The organism is Rathayibacter rathayi, from assembly GCF_004011095.1.
Lineage (GTDB): Bacteria > Actinomycetota > Actinomycetes > Actinomycetales > Microbacteriaceae > Rathayibacter > Rathayibacter rathayi.
The window spans coordinates 1,862,593-1,883,660 of record NZ_CP028129.1; the positions used below are offsets into that span (position 1 = coordinate 1,862,593).

A 21,068-nucleotide genomic window follows, 5' to 3' on the forward strand; every position below is an offset into this window, starting at 1 on the left:
GAAAAGCGGGCGAGTAGGGGAGTCGCCGAGCGTGCGGCGTCAGCAGGCCCCGGCATCGGGAATCCGTCAGCTACCTGCCTGCCTCACATCAGCCACCACATGAGCTGCGAACGCTGCCGCACGTTCTCAGCGTGCTCGCCGAGCTCGTTCGTCGCTTCGGCGTCGAGAGAGCCGTCGGGTCGGAGGACGCATTGACTGTCGACGCCCCAGTCTTTGAGCCCGTAGGAAGAGAGGACAGCCCTGCACACCTGCCGTATCTCCCCCAGCGTCGTCGCCTCTCGCGCTCGGCAGGCGTGCTTGGCGAAAAGGTCGGCGTAAAAGGTTTTTCGCGGCGATCGATCCGCCAGATGGGCGAGCGCCGCAGCGTACCCGTCTCGGCGTCGGTCGCTCAGACGGAAGAGTTTCATAGGAGTGTTTACTTCCATATATTTACTGGAGTCGCAGTGACGCTTCGAGATCGGCTAAGTCGTTCGGCCGACCCGCATACCTGTCCTTCCGGAAACCAAGCCGTTGGCCGAAACTACTCACCAGACGCGATACCGGAGGATCTGCATGTCAGTACCACCATCGAAAAAAGCGCGCTTCTCGCAGCACTGTGCGCACCGCCTCTTCATAACCCCTCGTCCGCTCCCGATCGATGGTCCGATCAGCGTGGAGGACGCACCGTTCCTCAAGGCCAGTCATCGTTCCCACAAACGTTCCCCGGACAAGCGATGCCACCTGCCTCACCTGTCGGACCGAAGTAGCGTTCCGCACGGTATGGCCATATTCCTCGAATTGCTTGGAAGCGAAAGGCGCATCAATAGACATAAAATACGATTCACAATCGTCTATCGCGTCCGCGAATCGCTTTTTTCCAGCATCAGTCAGGGCAAAAGAAGCCATGAGTCAATCTCCGTCGCACTATTCCTGCTATCAGGGCTAAAGGTCTGATTGGTTCCCCGGGGATACAGCTCCCCAGTCAAGCTACGCTGCCGCGCTACTCGCCCAACATAGCTGGGCAAATCGGCGGGAAGCTCCGCCGAGAAACCTGCATTGACCACGGAATGATCGCCGTTCCCCCACACCGGAGGAAGCGCTTTCTCGGAACGCACTTTACTGACACTCCACGGGGCATCCGTAGACCACCAGTCGCCTGTGTGGTACCCGTCGATGTCCCCCGCTCGGAACATGGAGGCTTATGCAAAATTCGGGTAGGGCTTCACAAAAACCCTGGTCATAGGCCTGTTCGTTGGGCGCGCCAGGGAATTTTGCATAAGCCTCACGACAGTCGGCTCCGTCGTATACCGCGATCGGTAGATCCATTTGTCGAAACACTCCATGTCGTTGAGCGACAACCACGGCGGCATCTTCGCCGTGATACCGCCTGTGGCACCTCCGATCAGGGCGTTCTCGGCGGTTGCCATCACCAGACCATCGACGGTGTGCGGACCCGGCCCGGTCATATACCCTCCCGCTCCTTCGATCGCACCCTGGGACGCGCCACCCGCGGCACCTTCGGCAGTCCGCACCACGATCCCCGATCCCACCTTCGCGAACGCCGCACCCACACCCGCCCCAACCGCCCGGAGACGGCCCCACCGCCACGTCAATCCCGACCCCGCCCCAATCCACAGATCCCGTCCCCGCCTTCTGCGTCGCCACCGACACACCACCCGATACAAGAGCCCCAGCACCCGCCATCAGAGCAAGACCAACCGCGGAAATGTTGGCGGACAAGCCGATGTTCACTGGGCAGATATTTCCCGTTGACCAGATCAATGGAAAAGTTTTTTCATTGCGCACGGCACTGACGCTCAAAGGAGCATCGATCAACCACCAACGACCGCTGTGTTCACGATGGAAGGATCTCCCGTTGACCAGATGGGGGCAGCACCTTCTCTGCGCGTTCGGTGCTGACACTCGAAGTGGCCTTCGTGGACCACCAACGGCCAACTTGGCGCGCGTGTTCATTCGACTCGGCGCACTGCGTCTCTCAGAAAATCCATCGTATCGCGCGAGACATTCCCCAGACGAGCTTCAATTTTTCCTGGTAGTGCAACGACGTTTCAAGGTCAACCGATCCGTCCGGCCGAGTCGCGTATGCGTCCTCCAGGCCACCAAGCCGCAACCCGAAGCACGATCGTACTTTTTTACACAACTGGCGCATTTGTTTCTTTGTTGACGCATTTCTCGCAACTCGCGCCAATTCGACAAAATGGACGGAGGCCGCAGGGTGGGGCAGAATGGCCAGCTGGGCGGAAAGGTCTTCGAGGGCATGAGTATATTCATCTTTCTGTCGAGGATTCAAGGTGCAAGCCGCCACGAATCTGTCTCCTTAACATCATTCCAAACGTCGGGAAGATAGGTTTGATTGGTTCCTCCTGGATACAGCTCTCCTGTAGCTCCTCGCTGGGGAGCAACGGTGCCTCGATAAGAGGCCCAGCCCCGCGGAATTTCGGCGGCAAATCCGGTGTTTACTTCATTTGGGAGGCACTCTGGCCACTGCGGTGGCAACGCTTTCTCCGATCGCACGCGACTTATACTCGTCGGCGCATCTGTCGACCACCATTCGCCAGCATGAAACCCATTGATGTCTCCTGCCCGGAACATCACTGTCGGTTTCGTAGTGTACCTCGACCGGTAGATCCACTTATCGAAGTTTTTCATGTGCTTCAGGGACAACCACGGCGGCATCTTCGCCGTGATACCGCCTGTGGCACCTCCGATCAGGGCGTTCTCGGCGGTTGCCATCACCAGACCGTCGAGCGTGTGCGGGCCCGGCTCCGCAAAGTACGTGCCGGCACCGTTCGCCGCGCCCTCAGACGCACCACCCGCGGCAGCTCCGGCAGTCCGCACCGCGATCCCCGATCCCAGCTTCGCGAACGCCGCACCCACACCCGCCCCGGCCGCGCCGGAGACGGCCCCCACCGCCGCGTCGATCCCGACCCTGCCCCAATCCACAGATCCCGTCCCCGCCTTCTGCGTCGCCACCGACACACCACCCGACACAAGAGCCCCAGCACCCGCCATCAGAGCGAGGCCGGCCGGACCACCCACCCCCGTGCACATCAACGCGATCCCGGCGACCACCGCAACACCCGCGAGGAGGACGCGCTTTGTCTGAACGCACCCTTATTTGCATTCCAAGGGGCATCCATAGACCACCAGTCGCCCGTACGGTAGCTGACGATGTTGCCCTCCCGGAACATGACAGATGCTTCCGTGGTGCACCTCATCCTTTCACAACAACCATCGCAACGGACCGGAGAGGCTTAGTACACTGGATACCGCTTGGTCATACTCTTTCGTCCGCTCGATATTGACGGTTTTATCGGCCTTCAGCACACATTGATCCTTGAGGCCAGTCATTGTGCCCACGAAGGACATGCGCACCCGCGATGCCACGTATCGCACTTGACGAAGGGACGTTGCGCCTCTCACGATGCTCGCATAGCGCTTAAACTGCTGCGATGTCAGCGACTCGTTCGCTTCCGACAGAAGTTGTCCACACCGTTCCAATTCTCTTACATACTTTTCTTTCCGCGCTATGCTCAGGGTAGGAGAGGCCATGAGTCAAGTTCCATTGCACGAGCCTTACCATCGGGTATTAATGTTTGATTAGTTTTGCCGCGAAAAAGTTCGCCGCTGGGGCTACGTTGTGACGTCGATCCGTCGGCGTCGCGGCGGGAGATCAGCTGACCAGCGGGGTCGTACCGGAAGGATGTCCGTGCTCCGGAGGGTGAGACGGCGACCGTCACTCGGCCGGTCGCGTCCCGTTCGAGACGCGCGGTACCTCCGTCGGCGTTGGTCGTCGCGACCAGGTCGCCGTACTCGTCGAAGGTCATCCGCACCACCACGCCGACGGGATCGACGATCTGCGTCAGCAGTCCCTCGCCCCACGTCAGTGCCGTGCGTCCGCCCTCCGGATCCACGACCACTACGGGATCGCGTGCCTCGTCGCTCCCGTACTCGTAGGAGGTGACGCTGTCGCCCGTCGAGACCGCGACCACCCGGTCACGGTCGTCGTAGCTCAGCCGCACATCCGCTCCGGAAGGAGTGCGTGTGCGGACACGGCGACCACGCTCGTCGTAGGCGTGGGCCGTGACGGCGCCGTCGCGCTCGACGACCGACAGGAGGTTCCCGTGAGCGTCGTAGCTCATCGACTGCCGACGGCCCTCGGAGTCGAGGACACCGACGAGGCGGCCAGCGGCGTCGGCGATCCAGGTGTTCGAGCGTGATCCGTCGAGATCGGAGACGACGCTCGCACGGCCGGAGAGGTAGGCGTAGCGGGTTACTCGGCCGAACGGCGAGCGTTGGGTACGCACCCGTCGTCGGGAGTCGTACTCGTTGACGACCTCGACGACTCCGCTTGCTGCGGTGACCGACTCGATCACGCCTGCGTCGTTCCAGGAGTAGCGGCGGGTCCCCTCAGCCAGCGAGACCGACGCGAGCCGGTCGTCCTCGTAGTGGTACTCGGCGCTACGAGCGTCGGAGGCGAGTGCGGCGACGATCAGCTCGCCTCTCCACTCGAAGTCGATGCAGCGGCCGCGCAGGTGACGCAGCCGGACCAGTCGGTCATCGACGTACTCCGCCGTGATCTGCGTTCCCGGGCCGGAGTCGCGGGCGAGCCACTGTCCGGATGCCGAGAATTTGATCGTCGTTCCGCGAGAATCGGACACGACCAGCAACCCGTCGCGGGCCTCAAGCCAGAAGTTCTCGCCGACCGCGCGCGCCCAGCCCGCTCCCTCGCGGGGGAAGACGATCTCGCGGCCATCGGGCATGACCCAGACGGCGCCCTCGTCCCCGAGACGAAGCCGTTGCTCCACGATCGAGGACCAGCCACGACCGAACGCACCGACGTGCTCGTCGAGCGAGTTGTAGCTGCGCTCCAGCCGCAATGCCGCACATCCTCCGTCGAAGGCGACGTCGACCTCGATCTCGAGGAAGTTCCCGGTAGCGGTGTTCACCGGGTCATCCGCGTAACCCGTCGTCGGCGGAGCTCCGAAAGCCCGGGCCGGCTCGATCGTCAGGTCCCGACGATCGGCAGAGATCCCGACGGACGCCAATGCCACGGCGAGCGCGCTATCGGCGACGTTCGAGACGACGCCTTCGCCACCCGCAGCAGCGAATGCGTCGGCAGTGGTACGCGCCCAGGCCGCGTCCTGGCGGTTCGCGGCCAGCCACTGCTCGGCACCACTCACCACGCCGTCCGCCGAGAGCCTGCCCCAGCGGCACCGCTCGAGGAAGTCGGCGAGGCGTCCTCGCAGCACGGCGATGGCGGTAGCCAGGTCGTCGTCGAGGGCCGATGCCGACGTCGCGAAGACGCGCACGTCATCGGGACAAGCGGCAGACGTTCCGCCGCCGACGCCACCGCCACCGGCGGCCGGGACGTCCCGTGCGCCCGTGCTCGCCGATTCAACCGGGATCCGCGGCTCGTCCGCCGCCGGCCCCACGGGCGGATCGTCCGAGCCGAACAGCGCGTCGCCGGCACGTTCGAGGAGGTTGCGCGCGTCCTGTTCACGCTGCCACTCGCGCGCGATCTGTCGCCGCTTCTGCTCCTTGTGCGCCTCGCGCCGCAGTTGGCGCGCTCCCAAGGACACCTCCCGCAGGCGCTGCACCAGCTCCTGCGCGTCGAATGCCGCCACCCGCGCGTTACTTTCGAACACCTGCGCGAACCGACCACGGAACTCCGCGAGCGCCGTCGCCACGAACGATGAGCGCGAGCCCACCTGTCCCACGAGCATCGACGCAGCCCCATCGAACGCTGTGATCAGCGCCTCCGCTGCCCCGTCGTCGAACGGGACGTCTTCCTCGATCGCACCCAGATCCATCAGTACCGCCGCCTCTCCACAGAATGAAAATCAGGAGACGTCCCGCCCCCGCACACCGGAGCGCGCGGGGGCGGGACGGCCGGTCAGCTCCCGCCGCCGGCGGCGAAGATGTTCTGCGAGATCGTCGCCAGCTGGCTGCGCAGCTCTTCGAGTTCCTGCTTGGCCTTCTCGAGGGCCGACTTCGTCTCCGGCCAGGTGGAGGACCGGAACTGCGACGCCAGCGGGCCGTCCCAGACGTTCGGGTCGGACAGCGTCCGCCCCTGCGCGTCGAGCTGGCTGATCTGATCGGTCAGACCGCCGTTGACGATCGACTGGATCTGCTGGATCGCCGACTTCGCCTCTTCGGTCGAGAGAACACGTGACATGGACCACACCCTTCTTCCACTGCGAACGGGACTGTCCCGCCCGCTCCCCACTCCACTTCGGTGTTGTGAGGATGCCTCGTCATCGTAGAACGTTGCGACCAGCGAAGGGCGCTGGCGGCGTCCGTTCAGCCTCTCTGGCGCAAGACGTCGCCTCAGTCGCGGGTGGTGATCGCGAAAGGGCTACTCGCGAGGTCCGAGAACGCGCCCACGCGGGCCCGCAACTCGCAGGACGGGGTCACCGACAGGGCGGTCACGGTCAGCCCGTCGGAGGACACGGCGACCGCGCCTCCGCAGCCGTCGCTGAAGCGCACCCCGCCTACTCCCCGGCGATCGCGTCGAGCATGCTCGTCGCCGGCCCGGACGACGGGGTGACGAGCAGCGGATTCACGGGGTCCGCTCCGCTGGGCCAGACCGGCACCAGCGTCACCGGCAGCGGCGTCTGGCTCACCGTCCGAGCGGGCGTCTCGATCCGCACGCCACGCAGGCGCTGCACCGGGTACGCCGTTCCGGCCACGGCGGAATCGGAGATGGCCTGCGTCGTGACGGACGCGGCCCCGGAGAGCCACGCGTCGAGGGCGCCCTGCTCGGTCACGGCGAGCGGCACGACCGCCGTCACCTCGACGCTCCCCTGCGCCGCGACCTCCACATCCGTCAGGCTCCAGCCGCAGCGGGCCCCGACTCCGGTGACACTCGGCTGATTGCGGACGGCCGTCGCGCCGGACCAGGTGACGGCGGGGCAGCCGTCCGCGGCGTCCAGGCCCGGCAGCACCTCCAGAAGAGCACCAGAAAGAGGCGCGCTCTGCGCGGAGTAGGTGATCTCGACGACCACGGACCGCCGCGTCGCGTCCCAGGCGGCCGACCGCGTCACGCCCAGGCCCGTAGGCAGCGGCCGGTCCTGCTGCCGAGCCGACAGCGCGGCGTCCGAAGCGGGTGCCTGCGCGTCCCCACCGCGCGGCTGGACGGCGATGACCACCGCTGCGACGAGCAGGACGACGGCGCCGGCGGCCGCGAGGATCATCCGAAGACCGCCACGCCGCCGCACCGGAGCCGCGACTGTGGGCCGCTCCGACGCTCGCAGTTCCCGACGAGGCACAGAGCGGAGCACGGTCGCCTGCGATGACGGACCGAGTTCGGGCGCCGGCCCCTCGTCGGTCGGCTCCGGCTGCGTCGCCACCGCGACCCCGCGCAGGACCGTGCCCGGTCGATCCGCCTCCTCGAACACCGGCACACCCGACGCGACCGGCAGCGCGGGCAGCCCGGCCAGCTCTGGCGCGAGGGAGCGGAGGATTCCCGCCGCCTCAGGAGCCGTCGGCCGTGACAGCGGATCCTTCGCGAGCATCCGGTCGAGCAGCGACGCCAGCCGGGGCGGTAGGTCCAGCGGGGGCGGGAGCGTCGAGACGTGCCGGTACGCGACCGCGAAGTCGGTGCCGAGGCCGGCGAAGGGGGTGCGGCCGCAGAGCAGCTCGTAGAGCAGCACGCCGGTCGAGTAGACGTCGCTGGGTGGTCCGGCCTCGCCGGTCGCAAGCATCTCGGGCGACAGGTACTCGGGCGTTCCGATAATGCCCGTCGTCGCTCTCGGCCCCTCGGCGACGACATGGGCAATGCCGAAGTCGGACACGCGGACGGCGGACCCGAGATCCGCCGCCCCCTCGGCTAGCAGCACGTTGTCGGGCTTCACATCGCGATGGACCGTGCCGATCGCGTGGGCCGCCGCGAGCCCGTCCAGGATCGAGGCGGCCGCCGGCAGAGCGCGGCCCGCGGGGAGCGGCCCCTCGACCCGCAGCAGCTCTCGCAGCGAACCGCCACCGACGAGCTCCATCACGATCGCGAGCGTCTCGCCCTCGACCACCAGATCGCGGACCTCCACAACGTGCGGATGCCGCAGCCGGGTGAGCACCGAGCGCTCGCGCACGAACCGCTCGACCAGCCCCGCATCGTGTGCGTGCTCGCGACGGAGCAGCTTCGCGGCGAGATCGGGGCCTTGAGCGTCGCCGACACGCCACACCTCACCCGCGGCGCCCGAGCCGATCCGCTCGAGCAGCCGGTAGCGCGCACCCAGGGCCGCGCCGGGACTCGCCGTCATTCCGTCCCCCTGATCCGAGCTTCCATCATCTTCGAGGGGAAGCGTAGCGGGGATCTCCCGCTCGGGTCAGCGCTGGCGCGTCGGAGGACGCCGGATCAGAAGCCCTCGTTGGCGCGCGGCAAGTAGTCGGTCCCCAGCGCAGCCAACTCGGCCGCGCTCAGCTCCAGATCGAGGGAGGCGACAGCATCATCGAGATGCCGGAGCCTGGTGGCGCCCACGATCGGCGCGGTGACCGCCTCCTGCTGCCGTACCCAGGCCAGCGCGACCTGCGCGCGCGAGACGCCGCGCTCCTCAGCGATGCGCGCCACGGCCGCCGCGGTCCGGCGATCGGCCTCCTCCTGCTGGCGGTAGAGGGTGCCGCCGAAGACGTCGGTCTCGGTGCGCACCGTGGTTGCGCCCCAGTCGCGGGTCAAGCGGCCGCGGGCGAGCGGGGACCACGGGATCACACCCACTCCCTGATCCAGGCAGAACGGGTGCAGCTCGCGCTCGTCCTCGCGCTGGATGAGGTTGTACTGGTCCTGCATCGAAACGAACCGCGTCCAGCCGCCGAGATCGGCTGTGTACTGCGCCTTCGCGAACTGCCAGGCCCACATGCTCGATGCGCCGATGTAGCGCGCCTTGCCGGAGCGGACGACGTCGTGGAGCGTCTGCATCGTCTCCTCGATCGGCGTCTCGGGGTCCCAGCGGTGGATCTGATACAGGTCGACGTAGTCGGTGCCGAGCCGACGCAGGCTGTCGTCGATCGCGCTGAGGAGGTGACGCCGGGAGAGCCCGCCGCCGTTGGGGCCGGGACGCATCCGCCCGTGCACCTTGGTCGCGATCACGACCTCCTCGCGGACGGCGAAATCGGCGAGGGCCCGGCCGACGAACTCCTCGCTCGTGCCGTCTGAGTAGACGTCTGCCGTGTCGAAGGTGGTGATGCCCACGTCGAGCGCCCGCCGCAGGAATGGTCGCGACTCCTCCTCGCTCATACTCCAGCCATGCGCGCCGCGATCGGGCGCACCGACGCTCATGCAGCCGAGGACGATCGAGGAGACCTGCAGGCCGCTGGAGCCGAGTCGGGTGGAATCCATGCGCGTCGCTTCCGTGTCCAGGAGGGGTCCCTCCAGCCTCGCACCCGCGAGCGGTGGCGCGCCAGCCGCTCCAGCTAGGCGCCGGAATCCCGGCGGGTGAGGGCGACGACACTCGGGAGGAACAGTGCGACGACGGCCACCACGGCCGGCGCCAGGAGGGCCCAGCCGATGTCGGGCACCGCGTACTGGCCCTGGAACGCCCCGAGCGCGACGGCCATCAGCACCAGCTGCATCGTCAGGGCGGAGGCGCGCATCCAGTGGCGGCGGCGGACGGCACCGAGCGTCGTCGCGGCGGCCCAGCCGACCGCGATCAGCGCGAGAACGACGATGGCGATCCCACCGCCGAGCGTGTCGGCCTGGGTCGTCAGCAGCTCCAGGATCAACCAGATCGCGATCGCGGCGACGGCGAGGGTCTCGAGGGCCAGGACCGCGATCAGCACGAGTAGACCAAGCGGTCGGGAGCCACTCGAGCGGGGCTCGCGGGACCGGTTCACGTCAACGGTCACAGCCACATCCCATCCAGGACTCTTGATTCGGGCTCATCCCCGTGACAGGCTAGTCCAGTTCGTTTCACCGCTCACAGGGTCGTGGGTTTCCGCCGATGTGAACATCCGATCCCGCCGCGCCGTCAGGCGTGGGGGCGAACCGGATGACCAGCACTGGAGTCGGGTGGCCGGCGCAGTGCTCCCGCATCGCACCGAGTGCACCGGCAAGAACCGAGCGTCGTCCCGACCACCACCCGATCCTCCCTGCGCTCTAGCGCGGAGCCTCGCGGCGTGCACCGGTGACGGCGCGGAGATCGAGTACTGGTCAGGATCGTCGGCGTGGATCGATCATCCCACCCGAACACTGCGTGGTTCCTCCACGCACGCCGTCACACAAGGAGCACCCGCATGGACTGGCGCGACAAGGCCGCTTGCCTCACCGCAGACCCCGAGCTTTTCTTCCCGGTCGGCAACACCGGCCCCGCCGTCGACCAGATCGAGAAGGCGAAGTCGGTGTGCGGCCGCTGCACCGTCACCGAGGTCTGCCTCCAGTACGCCCTCGAAACCGGCCAGGACTCCGGCGTGTGGGGCGGTCTCAGCGAGGACGAGCGCCGCGCCCTCAAGCGCCGCGCCGCCCGCGCCCGCCGCGCCTCCTAGACGCGCACCGGCCGCTCTCGTCCGGACGACCACGACCCCCGTCGCCTCACGGCAGCGGGGGTCTCGTCGTTTCCGGGCTCAGGAGCGGGCGCGCTCCAGCCAGCGCAGCGGCACCTCGATGGTGACCTCGGTGCCGCGCCCGACCAGCGTGTGCCAGTCGATGGTGCCGCCGAGCTCGCCCTGGATCAGCGTGCGCACGATCTGCGTGCCCAGTCCCGAGCCGACCTTGCCCTCGGGCAGCCCGACGCCGGTGTCGCGAACCTTCACCGTCAGCTCGTCGTCGCTGCGGGAAGCCACGATCTCGACGTCGCCCTCGCGACCGGCGAGGCCGTGTTCGACGGCGTTGGTGACCAGCTCGGTCAGGGCAAGCGCCAGCGGAGTCGCGTACTCGCTGGGCAGGTTGCCGAAACTGCCCGTGAGCTTGGGGTGCACCGTGGTGTTGTGGGTCGAGGCGACCTCGGCGATCAGCAGCAGCACCCGGTCGAAGACCGCATCGAAGTCGACATTCTGGTTCAGTCCCTCCGAGAGGGTGTCGTGCACGACCGCGATGGCGGCGACGCGCCGCATCGCCTGCGTGAGCGCCTCACGGGCCAGATCGGAGTGGGTGCGCCGTGCCTGGATCCGCAGCAGCGACGCGACGGTCTGCAGGTTGTTCTTGACGCGGTGATGGATCTCCCGGATCGTCGCGTCTTTGGTGATGAGCTCCCGCTCCTGGTGGCGCAGCTCGGTGACGTCGCGGCAGAGCACAACGGCGCCGACCCGCTCGCCGCGGTCGCGGATGGGGATCGCGCGTAGCGAGACCGTCACTCCGCGGGCCTCGATGTCGGTGCGCCACGGCGCACGCCCGGTGACGACTAGCGGCAGGGACTCGTCAATGACGACCTTGCCCGCGATCAGTGTCGTGGTGACCTCGGCGAGCGACTCCCCCTCGAGTTCGTCGGCGAACCCAATGCGGTTGAACGCCGAGAGGGCGTTGGGGCTCGCGAAGGTGGTGATGCCGTCGACGTCCAGGCGGATCAGTCCGTCCGACGCTCGCGGGGCGCCGCGCCGCGGGCCGGTCGGCGCCCCGAGGTCGGGGAAATCCCCCGAGGCGATCATCGAGAACAGATCGTTCGCGCAATCGTTGAATGTGAGCTCCTGACGGCTCGGAGTGCGCGTCTCGCTCAGGTTGGTGTGACGGGTGACGACGGCGATCGGCTGGTCCGTGGTGCCGCTGTCGGAGGAGCTAAGCCGGCGCAGGACGGGGACGGCGCGCACGCGCGTGGGCGTCTCCTCGAACCAGTCCGGGGCGGAGGTGTCGACGATACGGGCCGTCTCGAAGGCCTCGACGACCTGAGCCCGCCACTCCGACTTGATCCGCTGTCCGACGAAGTCGCGGTAGAACAGCGTCGCCGCGCTGGAGGGACGAGCGTGCGCGACCGCGACGAAGCTGTCGTCGGCGGTGGGCACCCAGAGGACAATGTCGGCGAAGGCCAGGTCGGCGAGCAGCTGCAGGTCGCCGACCAGCAGGTGCAGCCATTCGACATCTGCTTCGTCGGATCGGCCGTGGGAGAGGACGAGGTCACTGAGGGTCGACACCGGTCAAGCCTAGGGCGCGCTCGGTGCGTCGACACCGCGGGAGGACCGCACTGTCGCCGGATGCGCCGGGTTATCCACAGTCTCGCCAGCGACGCGCTATGAGCTTCCCTCGACTGCTTCGATGAGGGCGTCCCTGCGCGCTGTCCGCGGCGCGCTCCGCCCCATCGAGCCGAGAGGTGACCCGGACCCGTGAACAGCTCGTTCTGCCCCTGGAGATCGCCGCATGAGCCTTCCCCTCCACGCCTTCGACTACCGCTCCCTGCCCGTCGAGCCCCAGCCGAAGGACGAGACGCCGAGCACAGCGGAGTTCTTCGCCCCGCAGCCGGCGACCCGGGCGCAACTGCCCGATCCGGGTCCTGTGCTCGCGCGCCTCACCCTCCTGGTCGTCGAGATCCTCGAGGGCTCACGCGAGATCGACCAGATCGCCCGATGGCTGAGCGACGAGGTCTACCACCATCTGCAGAAGCGGGTCGTGCTCTCCGCCCGCTCGCGCGCCCTCCGCAAGCGGACGGGGCAGCGGGTCCCGTTCACGGTCGGCCGGGTGGTGATCACGGAGCCGCGTGACGGTGTCGTCGAGGGCGTCGTCCTAGTGCACAACCGCGCCCGAACGCGAGCGGTCGCGATCCGGCTCGAGGGCACGGATGCGCGCTGGCGGGCGACCGCGATCAACGTTCTCTGACCAGCGGGTCAGCGGTATCGGTTTTTGGCGGCCGGCAGGACGATCTCGACGCCCCGGTCACGGAGCGCCTCCCGCCGCGACCTGCCGCCGACCGCGGAGCGGGGAGTCGTCCTCCTCGACACCGGAATCGTCCACGTCCTCGATCCGGGACGAGGCCGTCCTCGGGGAGCGCCGCGCGGCCCTTCGCCCACCTCGCGGCCCAGCGGAGAGGGGCGGGCCTCGTCGACGTCGCGGCGCCTCCCGTTCCTCCGCCCAGGGTTGGCCGCGCTCGCGGGCCACTCGACGGCGGCGGCGTTGACGGCGGGGGTACCCGGCCCAGCGCCCCTCTGCCGCTGAACGCCGACGGCCCCGGTTCCCCATGCTGCGGGACCGGGGCCGTCGGACATCGTCCGGGAGGACTCAGCGGCGCTTGGACTGCGCTCGGCGCTCCTCACGGTTGGTCGGTGTCGCCTCCGAGCCGCCCGTCTTCTGGCCGAACGCACCGGTCGCCGTCGGGGTGTCCTCCGCCTGGCCCTCGGGGAGCGCCTTGCGGGCCTCCTCCGCCCGGGCCTTGGCGGTCGCCGCCTGCTGCACCTGACCGCGCTGGTTGCGGACCTCGACCCCGCCGGAGTCGCTCGGAGCCGAGTAGCTGAGCTTCTCGGCCGGAGCGACCGGCTGCGCGAGGCCCTTGGCGGCGACCTCGGCGACCTCGCCCTGCTGCTGCGTCACCTCGACCTCGAGGTTGAAGAGGAAGCCGACGGTCTCCTCGCGGATCTGCCCCATCATCTGCTGGAACAGGGCGAATCCCTCGCGCTGGTACTCGACCAGCGGATCGCGCTGCGCCATCGCGCGCAGGCCGATGCCGTCCTTGAGGTAGTCCATCTCGTAGAGGTGATCGCGCCAGCGGCGGTCGATCACCGAGAGGACGACGCGGCGCTCGAGCTCACGCATGGCTAGCGAACCCAGCTGATCCTCGCGACCCTGATAGGCCAGCTTCGCGTCCGAGAGGATCTCGCGGCGCATGAACTCCTTGTTGATGCGGCCACGGCTACCCGCCTCCTGCACCACCTCGTCGATAGTCAGGCTGACCGGATAGAGCGTCTTCAGCTCGGTCCAGAGGGCGTCGAAGTCCCAATCGTCGCCGTTGCCGTCTCCGGTGTGCACCTCGAGGATCTCGTCGATCACGTCGACCAGGAACGTCTGGGTGCGCTCGTGCAGATCGTCGCCCTCGAGGATGTGCCTGCGGTCCGAGTAGATCGCTTCGCGCTGGCGATTGAGGACGTCGTCATATTTGAGGACGTTCTTGCGGATCTCGGCGTTGCGCGCCTCCACCTGCGACTGCGCGCTGCGGATGGCGCGCGAGACGACCTTCGACTCGATCGCGATGTCGTCCGGGATCGTGCTCCGACCCATCAGCGCCTCGGCCGCGCCGGAGTTGAACAGGCGCATCAGGTCGTCGGTGAGCGAGAGGTAGAAACGGCTCTCACCCGGGTCGCCCTGGCGACCGGAGCGTCCACGCAACTGGTTGTCGATGCGGCGCGACTCGTGGCGCTCGGTGCCGAGCACGTAGAGGCCACCGGCGGCCTGCACCTTCTCGGCCTCCTCGCCGACCTTCGCCTTGACCGCGGCGAAGACGTCGTCCCAGGCGGCCTCGTACTCCTCCGGGGTCTCGGACGGGTTCAGGCCCTTGGCCGTCATCTCGGCGACCGCGAGGAACTCCGCGTTGCCGCCGAGCATGATGTCGGTGCCGCGACCGGCCATGTTGGTGGCGACGGTGACGGCGCCCAGGCGCCCGGCCTGCGCGACGATGGCCGCCTCCCGCGCATGGTTCTTGGCGTTGAGCACCTCGTGGCGGACGCCCTTCTTGGCGAGCAGGCGCGAGAGGTACTCGCTCTTCTCGACGCTGGTCGTGCCGACGAGCACTGGCTGCCCGGCCGCGTGACGCTCCGCGATGTCTTCCACGACCTGCGCGAACTTGACCTGCTCGTTCTTGTAGACCAGGTCGGCGTTGTCGATGCGCTGCATCTTGCGGTTGGTCGGGATCGGGACCACACCGAGCTTGTAGGTCGACATGAACTCGGCGGCCTCGGTCTCGGCCGTTCCGGTCATGCCGGAGAGCTTGGAGTAGAGGCGGAAGTAGTTCTGCAGCGTGACGGTCGCCAAAGTCTGGTTCTCGGCCTTGACCTGCACGCCCTCCTTCGCCTCGATCGCCTGATGGATGCCCTCGTTGTAGCGCCGGCCGGCGAGGATGCGCCCGGTGTGCTCATCGACGATCAGCACCTCGCCGTTGAGCACGACGTAGTCCTTGTCTTTCTTGAACAGCGCGCGCGCCTTGATGGCGTTGTTGAGAAAGGAGATCAGCGGAGTATTCGCCGACTCGTAGAGATTGTCGATGCCGAGGTAGTCCTCGACCTTTTCGATCCCTGGCTCGAGGACGCCGACGGTGCGCTTCTTCTCGTCGACCTCGAAATCTTCGCCCTCGTCGAGGCGCTTGGCGAGGGTGGCGAACTCGGCGAACCAGCGGTTGGCCTCGCCCGAAGCGGGACCGGAGATGATCAGCGGCGTGCGGGCCTCGTCGATGAGGATCGAGTCGACCTCGTCGACGATGGCGTAGAAGTGGCCGCGCTGCACCATGTCCTGCGCCTGCCACGCCATATTGTCGCGGAGGTAATCGAAGCCGAACTCGTTGTTCGTGCCGTAGGTGATGTCGGCCGCGTACTGCTCGCGGCGCTGCTCCGGAGTCTGACCGGAGAGGATCACGCCGGTCGTCATGCCGAGAGCACGGAAGACGCGGCCCATCAGCTCCGACTGATAGGAGGCGAGGAAGTCATTGACCGTGACGATGTGCACACCGCGGCTGGCGATCGCGTTGAGGTAGGCCGGAAGGGTCGCGACGAGGGTCTTACCCTCTCCGGTCTTCATCTCGGCGATGTTGCCCAGGTGCAGGGCGGCGCCGCCCATGAGTTGCACGTCGAAGTGGCGCAGGCCCAGCGTCCGGCGCGAGGCCTCGCGGACGGCGGCGAAGGCCTCCGGTAGCAGGTCGTCGAGGGATTCGCCGTTCGAGTAGCGCTCGCGCAGTTCACCAGTCTCGCTCTTCAGCTCCTCGTCGCTGAGGTGCGTGAAATCCTCTTCGAGGGCGTTGACGGCCTTTGCGTAGTTCTCGAGGCGGCGGATGACCCGCCCCTCCCCGACGCGAAGGACCTTTTCGAGGACAGAGGCCACGGGGTACTCCAAAAAAATAGAAGACAGGTGTCGCACGCCGGAGCGCGGACCGCGACCAGCCTAGCCGGGGCGGACGGCGCACGGTCCGGACGACGTGTCCGCCCTGGGCGGACTCCCTGCCGGGGCACGAGGACGACTCCCCGTCTGGGCACGCCCCGGGCCCCGGAGCATCCGCTCCGGGGCCCGGGGCGGCTCTCAGCCGGCGGCTTGCTCGGCTAGCTCGTCGGCCTCGTCGCCGAGGCCGATCACGCCGTAGTCCCAGCCCTTGCGCCGATAGACCACGCTCGGGCGGTTGGTGTCGGAGTCGATGAAGAGGTAGAAGTCGTGACCGACCAGCTCCATGTAGTCGACGGCGTCGTCGACGCTCATCGAGACGGAGGCGAAGACCTTCTTGCGAATCACAACGGGGCAGTACGGCTCCTCGGCCTCGTCCTGCGCGGGCTCCGGCGCCTCCTGCACGGGGCCGGCACCCGTGCTCAGCTGCTCCAGCACCGCGGCGTCGGCGGGCTGGATGGCGACGACGCTGAAGTCGTCGGCGGCCGCATCGCGGAGCGAGGTCGGCCGATGCTGGCCGCGATGGACCTTCTTGCGGTCCTTGGCTCGTCGCACGCGTTCCAGGAGCCGCCCGATGGCGACGTCGAACGCCGCGTACTTGTCGGCACCGCTGGCCTCGGCCCGCACCACGGGCCCCTTGCCGATCAGCGTGAGCTCCACCCGGTCGCCGCCGGCCGAGCCCTTGCCCTCGGCGTGCCTGCTCGCCTTGATCTCGAGCGCGAGAGCACGATCGGCGAGGTGCGCCACCTTGTCCGACTTCTCCGTCGCGTACGCGCGGAAGCGATCGGTGATGTCGATGTTGCGTCCTGTGATGTCGATGTCCATGACAACCTCCCAGTCGAGTACGGCGTGCCGCCTTTCTCCGGGGCGGACCGTTCACGCCGTGCCCCCACCGTAGACCCAGGTCACCTGATCGTCATCGGGAGTTCCTCCGGATTCTGCTGGTAGGTCACCCGCCCGTGATGCTGTCCCGGCCAGTGCGGCCGCCGACCGGACCGTGCCACCCGCCGCGCGAACGGCGCGCCGCAGCTCGAGCAGGGTCGCTCCGGAGGTGACCACGTCGTCCACGAGCACGACCGGCGGCCAGGAGGAGAGCGGCCGGCGGGCGAGGAAGGCGCCGTCGAGGTTGCCGTGGCGTTCGACGCGACCGAGACCGACCTGGTCCCGGAGCACCCGGGACCGCCGCAGCGGATGCACGGCGCGCCCACCCGCCGCGGCGACGAGCAGCGCGACGGGGTCGGCCCCGCGCCGCACTCGAGCCGCCCACGATCCGGGCGGTACGACCAGCGCGGCGGCACTTCCGGCGAGCGCCGCCCCGAGCGCCGGGCGCAGGAGGGCGCCGAGCGGAGCGAGGGCCGCGGTGCGTCCCTCCTCCTTGAGCGCGACGACGAGACGGCGCACCGTCCCGGCGTAAGGAGCGCCGACGGCGACCAGGAGCGGATCCTCCTGCGGCCCGATCACGCGCATCCGCACGCACCCGGCGCCAGCGACCTCGGCGCAGCAGCCCGGGCAGGGCGCCCGGCTGGTGGCGGCTCCGCAGGCGGGGCAGTCGAGCGGGAGGACGACGGCGAGGGCGTCGAGGAGGTGCGCGGTGAGCATGCCTCCACAGTCGCCGCTCCTGGGGCGCCTTGGGCCGCGACGCTCCCCGAACGGGACGATCGGCCACTCATCGGCGCCTGTGGAGGAGCATCCGACCCCCGGAGCACCCGGAACCGGACCGATCAGGATCCCATGCCGGTCTGCCCGGCGAGCAGGCGGATCTCGGTCGCGATCGTCTGCCAGGCTGAGCCGCGCTGCTGCCGCAGCTCGCCGCTCTCCGCCAGAATGCGGATCTGGGTCGCGGCATTGCCCGCGGCGATCTGCACGGTACCGGTCGTCGTGCCGAGCGCGGTCGCTCCTCCGCCGATCAGGTTCATGGTCACGGCGTCCTCCCCTGTCGAGGCGCGCACGACCGAGACGGCATCGAGCTCGTCCGTCCAGGCGGCGGCGACCGCGGTCCCGAGCGTGGAGCGCAGGACCACCGGCTCGCCGACCGCGATCGGATCACCGTCGCGCGCTCGGGTGATCCCGGCCACGAGGACCGTCGCCTGCTGGCCGTCCTGCGCCAGCGCGAGCATCCGGGTGCCGTCCCGGGACACGGTGATCGAGGCGAGCGACTCGATCTCGCTCCAGGCCGTCGCGACCTGCAGAGATCGGGAGCCGTCGGCGGAGTAGGCCACCAGTTGCCCCGGCGACGCGGCGGGCACCGACCAGACGTAGCCGAGCGGATCGATCGTCGGCGCGACGAGACCCGAGCGGGCGTCGAGCAGGATGTCTCCCCCGCCCGAGTCGATGAGGCTCACGCCCGCGGAGGTGAGGACGGCGGCCGCCGCATCGGAGTCGGCGCCGCGCTGCCCGCCCAGGACCGCCGCCTGCGGCCGCAACGCCTCGATCCGGTCGGAAACCCCGAGGCCGGCGAGTCCGGAGGAGCCGAGGAAGCCGAACGCTTCATCGGTGAGCACGAGCGGCCGGGTGTCGACGCGGGGCGAGGTCGGCAGCCCCGTGACCTCGGCGGGCACCTCGATCGGATTCTGCTCGACCGAGAGCGCGACCGCGGTGACATTGGAGACTTTCGCCAGGCTCCGCTTGAGCTGGAGCGCCATCAGCCGCCACTGCGTCTGATCGGCCTCAAGCGCGGCCGAATTCAGATCAATCACCGCGCGCTGCGACTCGACCGGCACCGTCTCTGCCGCGAGAGTCGTCCCCGTCGGGAAGGCCGAGACAACGGCGGCGGAGTCGCGCAGCCAGGGCGTCGGGCCGCGCAGGAGTTCGGTGACGATCGTGGTGCTGGTCGAGCTGTCGGCGCGCGAGGCGAACCAGCGCAGATCCGGCACCAGGTACCGGTAGCTCGGGTCGAAGAAGTAGAGGGCGTGCGTCGAGAAGACCTGCTCGAAGGTGGTGCGGTCGATGACGACACCGCTCGGCGGTGCGCTGATGCGCCACTGCCCGTTCTCCTGCACGAAGCCATAGTCCAGGCTGAGGGCAGCGGTGGCGGCGACGTCGGTGTACACGCCGGTCGCGTCGACCTCGGCGACCGGAGTGATGGTCAGCGAGAGGGTGGATCCCGACTGCGGGGAGGCGGAGCGCTGGCCCTCGTCGACCGTCACATGCTCACCCGGGGTCCAGTCGGCTCCAGTGGAGAGGAACTCGCGCGCGATCTTGTAGTTGTTCTGCGGGCTTGACGCGGCGTCGATGAATCCGGTGAGGATGTCGCGCTGCGACGCTCCGACGGCGGGCCCCGACGGGAGGAAGTCGTACTGCAAATCCTGCGGGGCGGTGTCGGGCCGGCCCACTCCCACGGCACCGTCACGCGGAATCCCCGTGCAACCGGCCAACCCGAGTGCCAGCAGCGCGGCCACCGCGACCGCGCGAAGAACGCCGCGCTTCACGGAAGCACACCCGCGGCGGGAACCGGCGCCTGGACCGGCGGGCGCACGATCGGGCCGCTGTAGGCCTGCTCGCCCGCATCGACCGGGGGCAGCGGGAGCGGCGAGGCCTCGATCCGTCCGCCGCGGTGGCGGGGCACGGTGAGGCGGAAGCAGGCGCCTCGATCGGGCATCGACCAGACCTGCAACCAGCCGTGGTGCAACGCGGTGTCCTCCTGAGCGATCGAGAGACCGAGCCCGGTGCCGCCGAGGGTGCGGCGGCGGGACGGATCGGCGCGCCAGAAGCGGTCGAACACGCGCACCACCTCCTCGCTGCTCATGCCGTGGCCGTAGTCGCGGACGGCCAGGGCGACGGCGCTGGCGTTACTGTCCACAGTGACGACGATCTCGCGGCCGTCGCCGTGCTCGATCGCGTTGCCGAGCAGGTTGCGAACGATCCGGCGGATGCGGCGCGGGTCGAGGTCGGCATCGAAGTAGCCGCCGGGAGCGGAGAGGGTGAGCTGGGAGCCGTTGGCCTCGGCGATCCCGCGCATCGCGTCGATCTCCTCGCCCGCGAGCTTCACCAGGTTGACCGGCTCGAGCTCCAGCTCGGCCGAGCCCGCGTCGTGCCGGGAGATCTCGAGCAGGTCGGCCAGCAGGCTCTCGAAGCGGCCGATCTGGCTGTGCAACAACTCGACGGTGCGCTCGGCAACCGGCGCGAAGCCCTCGCGCTGGTCGTAGAGGACATCGCCCGCGAGCTTCATTGTCGTCAGCGGAGTGCGCAACTCGTGCGAGACGTCCGAGACGAAGCGCTGCTGCACCTGGCTCAGCGTGGCCAGTTCGCTGATCCGGTCCTGGAGGCTGTCGGCCATGCCGTTGAAGGAGCGGGCGAGGGTCGCGATCACATCCTGGCCGCGCTCCGGGATCCGCACGTCGAAGTCTCCGCCGGCGAGGCGCTGGCTCGTCTCGGCTGCGACGCGCACCGGTGCGACGACGATCCGCACTACCACCCAACTGACCGCGCCGATCAGGAGGATGAGCAGGATCCCGGCCACGTTGAGCACCTGCTGCACGAACTGCAGGGTGCGCTCCGCGTCCGCGAGGGAGTAACCGATGTACAGCTCGTAGCGACCGGCGGAGCCGGGCAGCTGGAGGGTCGAGCCGACCAGGATCCCCGGCCGTTGCTGACCGGAGGCGTTGAGCGTCACCGACTGCCAGTACTGACCGTCGGAGCCGACTTGCACCCGTTCACGCAGCGCGTCGCTGATCACGCCGTTCTGCAACTCGCGGTTATAGATGTCCTGCGGCGCGAGCGAGGACGCTTCTTGGTCGGGCGCGCGCACGACGGCGATCAGCGCGGAGGAGGACGCATCGCGAACGGCGGTCCGCACCGAACTCATCACCTCCTCCATGTTCTGCCGGGTGGAGACGGTGGCGGCGTCGAGGTAGCCCTGGGCCGCCCGGGTCGCGCGCGCGGTGTCGCCCGTCACCTGGATTAGCCGCGACTGGAACAGGTTGTCGCTGATGCTGTACGAGAGATAGGCGCCGGTGGAGCCGATCGCGATGCCGCTGAGGAGCACGGTGATGGCGACGGCGCGGAACTGCAGCGAGGTTCGCCACACCCCGAGCACGCGACGGGGCCAGCGGCGCACGTCGGAAGCGGCGAAGCGGGGCAC

The 21,068-nt window shown here is 68.5% G+C and carries 16 protein-coding genes; 2 read left to right on the forward strand and 14 right to left on the reverse strand.

Going from position 1 to position 21,068, the window contains the following annotated elements:
• Positions 1-83: 83 nt before the first annotated feature.
• The 8 genes from C1O28_RS09025 to C1O28_RS09055 form a co-directional block, all read right to left on the reverse strand.
• On the reverse strand, positions 84-425 hold the full coding sequence (locus C1O28_RS09025; protein WP_133115522.1) for a hypothetical protein: 342 nt from the start codon (positions 423-425) through the stop codon (positions 84-86).
• A gap of 1,861 nt (positions 426-2,286) precedes the next feature.
• Positions 2,287-2,973 (reverse strand): hypothetical protein, encoded by a 687-nt coding sequence (locus C1O28_RS09030; RefSeq protein WP_127821487.1) that lies wholly within the window; start codon positions 2,971-2,973, stop codon positions 2,287-2,289.
• A gap of 560 nt (positions 2,974-3,533) precedes the next feature.
• A complete protein-coding gene (locus tag C1O28_RS09035) occupies positions 3,534-5,813 on the reverse strand; it encodes a DUF6531 domain-containing protein (protein WP_097165535.1) in 2,280 nt (759 codons plus the stop codon).
• A gap of 83 nt (positions 5,814-5,896) precedes the next feature.
• Positions 5,897-6,178: a pyrophosphorylase gene (locus C1O28_RS09040; RefSeq protein ID WP_068212091.1), complete on the reverse strand. Its 282-nt coding sequence runs from the start codon at positions 6,176-6,178 to the stop codon at positions 5,897-5,899.
• Positions 6,179-6,330: 152 nt separating this feature from the next.
• On the reverse strand, positions 6,331-6,489 hold the full coding sequence (locus C1O28_RS15670) for a hypothetical protein (RefSeq protein WP_244210516.1): 159 nt from the start codon (positions 6,487-6,489) through the stop codon (positions 6,331-6,333).
• 5 nt (positions 6,490-6,494) lie between these two features.
• Entirely contained in the window at positions 6,495-8,261 is a 1,767-nt protein-coding gene (locus C1O28_RS09045; RefSeq protein WP_244210517.1) for a serine/threonine-protein kinase, read from the reverse strand.
• A 95-nt stretch (positions 8,262-8,356) separates the two neighbouring features.
• Positions 8,357-9,334 carry an aldo/keto reductase gene (locus C1O28_RS09050; RefSeq protein WP_097165533.1) on the reverse strand — a complete coding sequence of 326 codons (978 nt, stop codon included), beginning with the start codon at positions 9,332-9,334 and terminating at the stop codon, positions 8,357-8,359.
• A 74-nt stretch (positions 9,335-9,408) separates the two neighbouring features.
• Positions 9,409-9,840, reverse strand: a complete 432-nt coding sequence (locus C1O28_RS09055) for a hypothetical protein (RefSeq protein WP_097165688.1) — start codon at positions 9,838-9,840, stop codon at positions 9,409-9,411.
• A 387-nt stretch (positions 9,841-10,227) separates the two neighbouring features.
• Here C1O28_RS09055 and C1O28_RS09060 point away from each other — a divergent pair, with 387 nt between their 5' ends.
• Positions 10,228-10,476, forward strand: a complete 249-nt coding sequence (locus tag C1O28_RS09060; protein ID WP_068254363.1) for a WhiB family transcriptional regulator — start codon at positions 10,228-10,230, stop codon at positions 10,474-10,476.
• A gap of 78 nt (positions 10,477-10,554) precedes the next feature.
• Here C1O28_RS09060 and C1O28_RS09065 read toward each other — a convergent pair whose 3' ends face one another.
• The gene (locus C1O28_RS09065) at positions 10,555-12,054 is read right to left on the reverse strand and encodes a sensor histidine kinase (protein WP_097165532.1); all 1,500 of its coding nucleotides are present in this window, start codon (positions 12,052-12,054) and stop codon (positions 10,555-10,557) included.
• A gap of 223 nt (positions 12,055-12,277) precedes the next feature.
• Between C1O28_RS09065 and C1O28_RS09070 the strand changes: the two genes are divergently transcribed.
• Positions 12,278-12,733, forward strand: coding sequence for an Rv3235 family protein (locus C1O28_RS09070; RefSeq protein ID WP_219812734.1), 456 nt, complete (start codon positions 12,278-12,280; stop codon positions 12,731-12,733).
• A gap of 399 nt (positions 12,734-13,132) precedes the next feature.
• Here C1O28_RS09070 and secA read toward each other — a convergent pair whose 3' ends face one another.
• The 5 genes from secA to mtrB all read right to left on the reverse strand — a co-directional run bounded on the left by secA (position 13,133) and on the right by mtrB (position 21,068).
• Positions 13,133-15,934, reverse strand: a complete 2,802-nt coding sequence (gene secA, locus C1O28_RS09075) for a preprotein translocase subunit SecA (protein WP_097165531.1) — start codon at positions 15,932-15,934, stop codon at positions 13,133-13,135.
• Positions 15,935-16,129: 195 nt separating this feature from the next.
• Positions 16,130-16,813 (reverse strand): ribosome hibernation-promoting factor, HPF/YfiA family, encoded by a 684-nt coding sequence (gene hpf / locus C1O28_RS09080; RefSeq protein ID WP_097165530.1) that lies wholly within the window; start codon positions 16,811-16,813, stop codon positions 16,130-16,132.
• A gap of 51 nt (positions 16,814-16,864) precedes the next feature.
• Entirely contained in the window at positions 16,865-17,587 is a 723-nt protein-coding gene (locus tag C1O28_RS09085; protein ID WP_097165529.1) for a ComF family protein, read from the reverse strand.
• 122 nt (positions 17,588-17,709) lie between these two features.
• Positions 17,710-19,416: an LpqB family beta-propeller domain-containing protein gene (locus tag C1O28_RS09090; protein WP_097165528.1), complete on the reverse strand. Its 1,707-nt coding sequence runs from the start codon at positions 19,414-19,416 to the stop codon at positions 17,710-17,712.
• Positions 19,413-21,068, reverse strand: a complete 1,656-nt coding sequence (mtrB, locus tag C1O28_RS09095) for an MtrAB system histidine kinase MtrB (protein ID WP_243392001.1) — start codon at positions 21,066-21,068, stop codon at positions 19,413-19,415. The genes C1O28_RS09090 and mtrB overlap by 4 nt, the downstream gene beginning before the upstream one ends.

Bases quoted from the DNA above. Each gene is read 5' to 3' on its own strand.
- C1O28_RS09035 (WP_097165535.1), bottom strand. From the start codon at position 5,813: ATGGATCTGGGTGCGATCGAGGAAGACGTCCCGTTCGACGACGGGGCA.
- C1O28_RS09025 (WP_133115522.1), bottom strand. From the start codon at position 425: ATGGAAGTAAACACTCCTATGAAACTCTTCCGTCTGAGCGACCGACGC.
- hpf (WP_097165530.1), bottom strand. From the start codon at position 16,813: ATGGACATCGACATCACAGGACGCAACATCGACATCACCGATCGCTTC.
- C1O28_RS09060 (WP_068254363.1), top strand. From the start codon at position 10,228: ATGGACTGGCGCGACAAGGCCGCTTGCCTCACCGCAGACCCCGAGCTT.
- C1O28_RS09085 (WP_097165529.1), bottom strand. From the start codon at position 17,587: ATGCTCACCGCGCACCTCCTCGACGCCCTCGCCGTCGTCCTCCCGCTC.
- C1O28_RS09050 (WP_097165533.1), bottom strand. From the start codon at position 9,334: ATGGATTCCACCCGACTCGGCTCCAGCGGCCTGCAGGTCTCCTCGATC.
- C1O28_RS09070 (WP_219812734.1), top strand. From the start codon at position 12,278: ATGAGCCTTCCCCTCCACGCCTTCGACTACCGCTCCCTGCCCGTCGAG.
- C1O28_RS09040 (WP_068212091.1), bottom strand. From the start codon at position 6,178: ATGTCACGTGTTCTCTCGACCGAAGAGGCGAAGTCGGCGATCCAGCAG.
- C1O28_RS09045 (WP_244210517.1), bottom strand. From the start codon at position 8,261: ATGACGGCGAGTCCCGGCGCGGCCCTGGGTGCGCGCTACCGGCTGCTC.